Origin of the sequence: Sphingobacterium sp. UBA7625 (genome assembly GCF_002484085.1) — a bacterium.
GTDB lineage: Bacteria > Bacteroidota > Bacteroidia > Sphingobacteriales > Sphingobacteriaceae > Sphingobacterium > Sphingobacterium athyrii.
The window spans coordinates 108362-116899 of the sequence record NZ_DLJD01000063.1 but is presented as its reverse complement, the minus strand read 5'-3'; the positions used below and the strand labels follow the sequence as shown (position 1 = coordinate 116899).

General features: G+C 41.4%; 5 protein-coding genes. 3 read left to right on the top strand and 2 right to left on the bottom strand.

The window, feature by feature from the left end; genetic code table 11:
- Together B4G94_RS27290 and B4G94_RS27285 are read right to left on the bottom strand one after the other, a co-directional pair.
- The coding region (locus tag B4G94_RS27290; protein WP_286863267.1) for an MnhB domain-containing protein at positions 1–112 on the bottom strand (112 nt) is incomplete at its 3' end.
- A 119-nt stretch (positions 113–231) separates the two neighbouring features.
- Entirely contained in the window at positions 232–2541 is a 2310-nt protein-coding gene (locus B4G94_RS27285) for a putative monovalent cation/H+ antiporter subunit A (RefSeq protein WP_286863263.1), read from the bottom strand.
- A 416-nt stretch (positions 2542–2957) separates the two neighbouring features.
- Here B4G94_RS27285 and B4G94_RS27280 point away from each other — a divergent pair, with 416 nt between their 5' ends.
- From B4G94_RS27280 to B4G94_RS27270, 3 genes are all read left to right on the top strand, one after another.
- On the top strand, positions 2958–3479 hold the full coding sequence (locus tag B4G94_RS27280; RefSeq protein WP_108634984.1) for an RNA polymerase sigma-70 factor: 522 nt from the start codon (positions 2958–2960) through the stop codon (positions 3477–3479).
- 52 nt (positions 3480–3531) lie between these two features.
- Positions 3532–4683 carry a FecR family protein gene (locus B4G94_RS27275; RefSeq protein WP_286863261.1) on the top strand — a complete coding sequence of 384 codons (1152 nt, stop codon included), beginning with the start codon at positions 3532–3534 and terminating at the stop codon, positions 4681–4683.
- A gap of 234 nt (positions 4684–4917) precedes the next feature.
- Entirely contained in the window at positions 4918–8523 is a 3606-nt protein-coding gene (locus B4G94_RS27270; protein ID WP_286863259.1) for a SusC/RagA family TonB-linked outer membrane protein, read from the top strand.
- The last annotated feature ends 15 nt before the right edge of the window (positions 8524–8538 follow it).

The window sequence follows — 8538 nt, the reverse complement described above, 5'->3', positions numbered from 1 at the left end:
CGACAAACCCTCCGCCGGGGTAATAATGCCCCCGGAGCAAGAGGAATACCGAAAATAATAAAAGTATCGGTAAGAGATACCGCGTTGCGGTCTGTAATATCGTGCTATTCATTTATTCTAGTATTTAGATATTAGTATTAGGTATTGAAATTCTGGTGATACAAACCGATGGATTCTCATAGATGGCCATAGTCCCTAATCATCATTACTTCGCTAACTTGTCATAAAATATTACTCTTTATCAGATGATTTTAAACGTAATTTCAATAAACTGTAGACTCCCAGTGCTGCAATACTCAGCACAACGATTTCAAACATGGTATCGAAGCCTCTAAAGTCCACCAGCAGTACATTGACAACATTTTTTCCTTTGGCCAGTACATAGGCATAATCGCCATAAAAGTCACTAATATTGGTCGTTGTCGGTTCATGCAAGACACGTAAGGCGACCATGGAAAGCAAGATGCCAAATATGATGGCGACCACTGCGTCCCGAATGACGGTCCGACGGTTGGCCAAATTTAGAAAAGAAGGTAATTTAAATAATACCAATACGAAAAGAACCACTGTTAAAGTGTCAATCGTAAATTGCGTCATCGCCAGGTCCGGAGCACTATAAAAGACAAAAATCAAACATATCGCGTAGCCCACGACACTGGTTGCCACAACTGCGGTCAACCTTGATGAAGTTCTGATCGTCAGTACAATAGCGCCGACTAAGATACATACCGTTGTCACCTCATAAAAACTCACCGGAGACAAGGTGTCCCATTTGATATGTAATGGCCCGCCCAGGTAGAGCTGATAGCCAATCAGTAGCTCTGCGAATAGAATGATCTTCAATAGATAGGAGCGCAGGTAACCGTTGTGCATCTTTGCGGTAAAAAAGGCCGAAAATAATTCAATTTCCCGGGCGAATGCATTGAGAATAGATGCTGGAGAGATTTTTTCAAAAGCAGTAATCCAGGCCAGTTTCTTGTGGCTAGGCGTGTTGGAAATAAATACAAGCGTTCCGGCCACGATGGTGATGGCACTCAGTAAAAGTATGAGGTTAAAGCCATGCCATATTTTTAGGTGGAATATTTCCTGTTGCGCAAGGATACTGTTTGCCGTTGGACCAGCAATCCAGTTGCCAACGAAACCAGGAAAGCAGCCAAAGATCACGCCCAGTATTGCCAACAACAACGGTGGGATCCACATAGATTTATAAGGTAAATGGATATGGTCAAACTGCTCAGGTAATTTGCCCATAAAGGGTTTGATTCCAGCCATAAATCCAGCTGATACCAGCAGTATGTTTGTTGCTACGGCCGCTATTGTCAAGTAAAGGAATAAACTAGGGGTAGCATGTAAAGTAGCCTCATAGATCAGGTCCTTTCCAATAAATCCAAGGGTCAAGGGTACGCCTGCACTAGAGAGAGCCGCAAGGAAGCCCGCAATGGCAACAGGCATCAGGACTTTGCGCAAGCCCCTTAGAACCGTGAGGTCTCTTGTCCCGGTTTCGTGGTCAATAATACCCGTAATTAGGAACAGCGCAGCTTTGTATAGGGCGTGAACGAGGATGAAGACACTGGCCGCGATGACTGCTTCCTTAGATCCAAGACCGAGTAAGAAAACCAAGATCCCCAGTGCGGATATCGTCGAATAGGCCAATACGCCCTTAAGATCCGTTCTGAAAAGCGAGTGAAATGCTGCGTAGAGCATGGTAATACCACCGATAATCATAAGTGAATACATCCAGATCGGGTTTCCGCCCAAGATTGGCGAGAAGCGGGCAAGCAAATATATCCCCGCTTTCACCATGGTTGCAGAGTGAAGATAAGCTGATACCGGTGTTGGTGCCTTCATAGCCCCCGGCAACCAAAAATGGAAGGGAAACTGTGCCGATTTTGTAATGGCACCGAGCGCTACCAAGCCAAAAATAAGCGGGAAAAGTGGATGCTGTTGAATCAAGGTGGCTTTGTTGACAAGTTCGGTGATATTGTAGGTGCCAGCGATATTGCCCGTTAATACAAAACCGGCGAGTAGAAAGAAACCGCCAAGACCTGTAATGGATAGTGCAGTCATGGCACTTTTTCTAGAATCCTCCTGATCATTGTTGAAGCCGATCAGAAAAAACGAACTAATGGACGTTAATTCCCAAAAGATGAAGAGCAAGAGCATGTTGTCCGAAAGCACCAGACCCAACATGGCGGACATAAACAAACAGAGGTAGCCAAAAAATCGATCAATATACTGATGTCCTTTAAGATAGGAATTCGCGTAAAAGAATATACACGCTCCGATCCCTGTAATCAACAGGGTGAAAAGTAGCGAAAGTCCATCTAATTTAAAATCCAGGTTGATGCCTAGCGATGGTACCCACGCTGTGGATTGGATAAAATGAGATCCCTGGCCGATGGGCACCACAAATTTTGTAAAATACAGAAATAAGAGTACCGGTAAGAATGCGAGAATAAAACCCCATTTGGTTTTTAGGAATCGACCAAATGGAACAATAAGGCTCGATGTTATTAATCCTGATAGAACAGTAAATAGCATTTAGTCTTTGTTTTAATTTTTACTGGAGTATTTATTTTTCAATAAGAACCTTCGAAATTTTATTGCTGTTGATACTTATCTGGCTATGAAGGTTTTTTATGAAAGTCTACAATATAATAAAAAAAGGCGAAAAATTGGAATTTTTGTGATGTTTCGCTTAGTATAAAGGCAAAAAAAGGCGGTTTTGTTTTGTTGGTAAGAAAAATGATTCAGGGGTGAAAAACAAGCGCGGAGGTGAACATCGTATTTATGTTATCTTCTCGATGTGCAGTGTTTTTTTGTAATATTTGCAATATATGTAATAAACATGTTAATAATTGTTAAAGTTAGATTAAAATTCTATCTTTACGTTAGACTAGTTTGTCGATCTCCATTAATCGCGACTGATCAATTGTTTGTTATACCCGTTTTATCTTATGGGACCTGAAGAAAAGTTATTTAGACAGCATTATAAAAGTTTGTGTCACTTTGCATGGAAATTCGTGGGGGAGTCTTCCGTTGCGGAAGATTTGGTGCAGGAAGCTTTTATTGCATTTTTTAAGGAAAAGCAGCGCATGGATGAATCCGAGAATTTTGTTCGCAATTATTTATACACTGCTGTTCGGTTTTCCTGTTTAAAATATATCCGGCACGAGAAGGTAAAGGAGAAATACTGGTCACAGGTCGGTTTTACGGAAGAGGATGAACACTCTGTTGAATTATCCATGATCCATACGGAGGTTATCAATGAAGTTTATCGCATTATTCAAGAAATGCCGGCTGCCTGTCAGCAAATTTTCAAAATGGGATATTTAGAGGGGTTGTCTAATTTAGAGATTACCGAAAGGCTTCAGATCAGTGTGAATACCGTTAAAACTCAAAAACAGCGCGGTATGAAAATGCTGTTGGACAAGCTACATCCAGAATTTTTGCCCTTTGTTATTTTTTTGTTAAAATAATTTTAAATTCTTGTCACCCCATATTAATCTATAGGGTTTCTAACCTATAGATATGAAAGCTAACTCCAATTACATAGCCAAATTAATCCAGAAATTTCTTCGTGGACAGGAAACTGCTGCGGAACGCGATTCAATTGAGCACTGGCGGAAATCTGATCAAAGGAATGACGATCTAATTAAGGAATTTCGGGATGCAAAAAATATTGAGCAGGACCTGAATTTTTTTGCAGATCTTGACGAAGGAGAGGCTTGGCGAAGAGTAGGTGCTGTTAGATCTGTTAAAAAGATAAATTATTGGCCATTTATCCGTATTGCAGCTATTTTTGTTTTGCTGTTTGGGGCGGTGCTAGTTTACCTGCGTGATCGGGAGGTCAGTGATCCGAGCAAAGTAGTGACCAATACAACCGTAAAAAAGGATATTCTGCCCGCCCAGCCCGGAGCTTTACTGCTGCTGGCAGATGGGTCAGTAGTGCCATTGGAAAGTTCGGTAAGAAACTTAGACCCAAAAGTTATTATGGCCGAGACTAAAAGCGGGACTGCTGCTGTAGCAGCGCCACTCACAGAATCGGCAATTGCATACAATACATTAGTCGTTCCTAAAGGGCATTTCTATAAATTAAATCTGGAGGATGGTACCCAAGTTTGGGTCAACGCAAATTCGCAACTTAAATTTCCTGAAAAATTCGATAAGCATGAGCGCCGGGTAATTTTGGATGGTGAAGCCTATTTTGAGGTTTCACATGATGCTGAGCGACCATTTTATGTCGAGTCCAAGGGGAATGAAGTAAAAGTACTGGGAACACATTTTAATATCAATGCCTACGGTCATAATGTTCGTACCACATTATCTTCGGGCAGAGTTCAAGTAAGTCATTCTGGACATGTGATTGTCCTGGAGCCGGGAGAATACGCGAATCTCGTAGGAGAACAGCTTCGGAAAGGAAAAGCCGATTTGGAGCACGACCTATCTTGGCATAATAATCAGTTTTATTTTAAGAAAGAAACCATTGTTGAGATAACCTCTACACTGTCTAAATGGTACGATATCCAAGTGAAATTTAAGAAAGATGTGGCATTAGATAAAGTGTATACAGGTAATTTTAAGCGTGATGTTAAGCTGTCAGAGGTATTGGAAATGCTGACCTACGTCTGTGATCTGAAATTTGAGCTTCAAGGAAAAGAATTAATAGTAGAAAACAAATAGGAGGAGTACTTATGTAAGAGAAATAATACCTAACCTAAGTGCCTTTACATAAAAATAGAACAGGAATGTTGCAGCATCCCTGTCCAGAAATGATTAAAAAAGGCCTAAAAATTTAAAAAGCGAATTAAGTAAACCCAATTAACCACAAAGAGTAAATGTATGAATAACTTACCATTTGGCAAAACGTGGCGACTGATACCTCATGACCCACGGTTTAGCAAACCTTTACGTATTATGAAAATTAGTACCTGCCTTCTTTTCGCCTTTGTGACCGGAGTTCAAGCCAATGGCATTGCGCAGAAAGTTACGTTGAAAATGAAAAATGCACGGATTGAAGAAGCACTGAATGCGATCTCCAAGCAGTCCAATCTGCAGTTATTTTATGGGGAAAATATTGATTCCAAAGCGAGGATCAATGTCAATCTGAAAGATGCTTCCGTTGCAGATGCATTAAACGCCGTTTTGAAAAATAATAATATTGAGTATAAGATTATTGCCAATACGATTTCTGTCAATGGGAAAACGGAAGGTAGTAGGTCAAGTAATATTGTGCAGCAAGGAGTTTCTGGTACAGTAAAAGATAAAGATGGAAATGCGCTGGCCGGGGCAACAGTGACTGTCAAAGGATCCGCTATTACTACGCAGACTGCTAGTGATGGAAGTTTTAGAATAAACGCTGGAGCAGATGCAACGCTGGTAGTCCGCTATGTCGGCTATGGAGCAGTTGAAGTAGGTGTTAAAGGAAGAAATATAGTCAATATAATATTGTCGTCAGATGAGCGGCAGATTGAAGAAGTTGTTGTAACCGGTATGGGGCAACGTCTAGATAAAAGGTTATTTACCGGTGCTACTTCACAGATTTCAGGTGAAGCAGCGCAAATCGGCGGACAGATAGATCCCAGTCGTGGCTTGGAGGGACGAGTCGCTGGGGTTTCGGTTCAGAACGTTACCGGAACCTTCGGTACGGCACCCAAGATTCGCGTGCGCGGGGCAACGTCTATTTTTGGTAGTTCAAAGCCTTTGTGGGTTGTTGACGGTGTCATTATTGAGGACGTAGCAGATGTAAATTCAGATGAGCTTTCATCTGGGGATGCATTAACCCTAATTAGTTCTGCTGTCGCCGGCCTGAACGCACAGGATATTGAATCCTTTCAAATTTTAAAGGATGGTTCGGCAACGTCCATTTATGGTGCTCGTGCCATGGCTGGTGTTATTGTTATTACGACAAAAAAAGGTAAAGCGGGCCGTAGTTCCCTTAATTATACCGGTGAATACACCACACGCGCTACGCCTCGGTATTCTGAATTCAATATTATGAATTCGCAAGAGCAAATGTCCGTATATGACGATATGTACAATAAAGGCTATATTGGATTTGCTGATTTGCCGGTCGCCAGTAATAGTGGGGTGTACGGAGATTTATATAAGCGTATTCAATTAAGCGAGATTCCAAATGATCTGTTCACCGATAGACATCATGTCAATAGTTTCTTAAGGGAAGCGGAGTATCGTAATACAGATTGGTTTGGCGAGCTGTTTCAGCCGAGCCTACAGCATAACCATTCAGTCAGTATGTCATCTGGAACAGAAAAATCACAATACTATTCTTCCATTAGTGGCCTTGTAGATCCAGGATGGACGAAGCGGAGTAAGGTAAATCGCTACACGGGGAATTTGAATGCGAACTATAATATTTCCGATCGGTTGAAGCTGAATATTATTACTAATGGATCTTATCGTAAGCAACAAGCTCCGGGTACGCTAGGTCAATCAAAAGACGTGGTTTTCGGTCAAGTAAAGCGTGACTTTGATATTAACCCCTATGCTTATGCCATGAATTCGTCGCGGACCTTGGATCCCAATACATTTTATACCCGTAATTATGCTGCCTTTAATATTCTACATGAGTTAGAGAATAACTACATGGACATCGAAGTTGCTGATTTGCGCTTTCAGGGCGATCTAAAATGGAAAGTTATCCCAGAATTAGAATTGGGTGCTTTCGGATCAGTCCGTTATCAATCGACTGCTCAGCACCATTACATCAAAGATCGTTCAAATCAAGCGATGGCCTACCGTGCTGGGATTTCAGAACCGGAGAACCCGACCATACGGGATAAAAACCCATTTTTATATACAGACCCGGATGACCCCTATGCTAGACCTGTTTCCGTATTACCTGAGGGCGGGATTTATAATCGGACCGATTACACGATGTTTGAGCAGTTGTTCCGTTTTACGGCACAATACAATAAAACCTTTAATCAGGATCATATTCTTAATGTATTTGCTGGTTCAGAGCTCACCTCATCCCAACGGAATAATAGCTGGTTTAGAGGGTGGGGAATCCAATACGATCTAGGGGAAAGCCCTTTTACAGATTACAAAGTATTTAAACGCGGTCAGGAAGAAAATTCACCTTATTTCTCCGTCAACCGGAATAAGAATAATGATCCAACAAATACCCGCTATAAACAAGCTGCTTTTTTTACAAATGCGACCTATTCTTATGCAGGAAAATATATATTGAATGGTACGTTTCGATATGAAGGCGCTAATAAATTGGGCGAAGCGACTTCTGCAAGATGGATGCCTAGCTGGAATCTTTCTGGTGCATGGAATGCCCATGAAGAAGAGTTTTTTGAAAAACTAAGACCAACTTTTTCCCATTTTACGTTAAAAGGTTCTTATAGCTTAACGGGTGACCGTGGACCGTCAAACGTCACAAATTCCTATGCGATCTATCGTTCATACACCCCTTGGCGGCCTACAGCAGATGATGCCGAGTCTGGCTTAGAGATAGCTGATTTAGCTAACAACGGGTTAACTTATGAGAAGAAACATGAGCTGAATATCGGAACATCTATGGGATTTTTAGATAATCGGATTAATCTCGAATTTGACTGGTTTAAGCGGAATAATTTTGACTTGATTGGTGTTATCAATACGCAAGGAGTAGGTGGACAGATTTTTAAGTACGGAAACGTAGCGGATATGAAATCACACGGGGCTGAGCTGGCCTTGACAGGCCATATCCTGAGAGATCAAGCTTTTAAATGGACTTCGAATTTTACTTATTCTTTTGTAAAAACTAAGGTGACTAAGTTAAATACACGAAGTCAAGTGATGGATCTAATCACGGGAACAGGCTTTGCGCTCGAAGGTGGTCCAGTACGAGGACTTTATTCGATTCCATTTGTACGTTTGAACGATGAGGGCTTGCCGGTCTTTTTAAATACCAATAATCAAGAAACCGTTACCAGTATAAACTTTCAAGAACGGGATAAAATTTCCTTCCTCAAGTATGAAGGATCGTCAGATCCTATTCATACGGGTGGTTTCGGGAATATGTTTAACTATAAGAACTTTGGTTTAAATGTATTTATCACCTATTCCTTTGGTAATGTTGTACGCCTTAATCCAGTATTCTCTAATGAGTATTCAGATTTGACGGCGTCGACGAAGGAGTTTGCGGACCGCTGGATGGTGGGAGGGGATGAAGCCCTCACCAATATACCTACTATTGCGACAACGGGACAAAATAGAGCCTATGGCAATGATTTGAAATATGCCTATAGCGCCTATAATTACTCATCGGTACGTACTGCAAAAGGTGACTTTATCCGTATGAAAGATGTTTCGCTGAACTACGAATTTCCGAAGGATCTTATCAGTGCATGGAAGATAAACTCTTTGGGTTTGCGTTTTAATGCAACCAATTTATTCTTGATCTATGCAGATAAAAAGCTGAATGGACAAGATCCGGAGTTTGTCAATGCAGGGGGTGTCGCAGCGCCAATTGCGAGACAATACACCTTGACTTTACGCTTAGGTCTTTAACCGAAATTTAATATT

Bases quoted from the DNA above. Each gene is read 5' to 3' on its own strand.
- B4G94_RS27285 (WP_286863263.1), bottom strand. From the start codon at position 2,541: ATGCTATTTACTGTTCTATCAGGATTAATAACATCGAGCCTTATTGTT.
- B4G94_RS27280 (WP_108634984.1), top strand. From the start codon at position 2,958: ATGGGACCTGAAGAAAAGTTATTTAGACAGCATTATAAAAGTTTGTGT.
- B4G94_RS27275 (WP_286863261.1), top strand. From the start codon at position 3,532: ATGAAAGCTAACTCCAATTACATAGCCAAATTAATCCAGAAATTTCTT.
- B4G94_RS27270 (WP_286863259.1), top strand. From the start codon at position 4,918: ATGAAAATTAGTACCTGCCTTCTTTTCGCCTTTGTGACCGGAGTTCAA.